A 791-nucleotide genomic window follows, 5' to 3' on the forward strand; every position below is an offset into this window, starting at 1 on the left:
TGCAGATAACTTAATACCATCTACAGGTGGCTCTATAGAGTTATCATGGCAATAGATACAAAAAGCCCGAGAGTTGTTTCACTCTCGGGCTTTTTAATGTTCTCAGCTACTTTAATCTACTCGCCTATGCCGCTCTTAAACTTGCGAAAAATGCGGGGTAGCGTTGGCGAATGCGGCGTTGTTCCGACACCATGTCTTTAAAGCTTGGGCCACGAGATAATTGAATAATGACTTCATTACCATCAAAGCGTAATACCGCGCCAGTGACATCGACCTGCTTTTCATCATGTAGATCGAGTGTACCCGCCATCGAGAGTCCACGATAAAAGTGACTGACATTTCGTGTCATGACACGCACGCCCTTCTCCGAGACCTCACTGACCTGAAACAGCTCATCTTTAATGCGCATGATCGGCCTAGCCCCCTTCGGGTATTTTAAGCGGTAGTACTGACGTTTTTGGGTAAATGCCCCGTCACTCATTTATCTGTCTCCCTGCCTGTGATGTTGTGTACCAATAAACATCAACTCAATATCCATTCAGCCAACATCCATTCCATCAATCAACCAGTGAATGAAGATAGCACAAATCATAACTCTATTTAATTATCGGCCACGCTAGTCAGACCTTTAGCGCGAATATCCATGCGTTAGAAAATTTATAACTCACTGAAATTATAGCTGAAACAAAGCCAGTTGTACGCTGAACCCCACGAACAGGCATCCACAGACTAAATTCAACATTTGCGACGTACGTTTTTGTGTCAGTAGTTTTTTAAAGGTATCGGCTATA

General features: G+C 43.6%; 1 protein-coding gene and 1 pseudogene. Both read right to left on the reverse strand.

From position 1 onward, the window contains the following. Positions 1-124: 124 nt before the first annotated feature. Positions 125-481, reverse strand: a complete 357-nt coding sequence (locus KIV40_RS30220; RefSeq protein WP_285352956.1) for a PilZ domain-containing protein — start codon at positions 479-481, stop codon at positions 125-127. A 192-nt stretch (positions 482-673) separates the two neighbouring features. Further along, positions 674-791: pseudogene (locus tag KIV40_RS30225) on the reverse strand (LysE family translocator); the annotation flags it as partial.

This window comes from Vibrio sp. D173a (assembly GCF_030248475.1).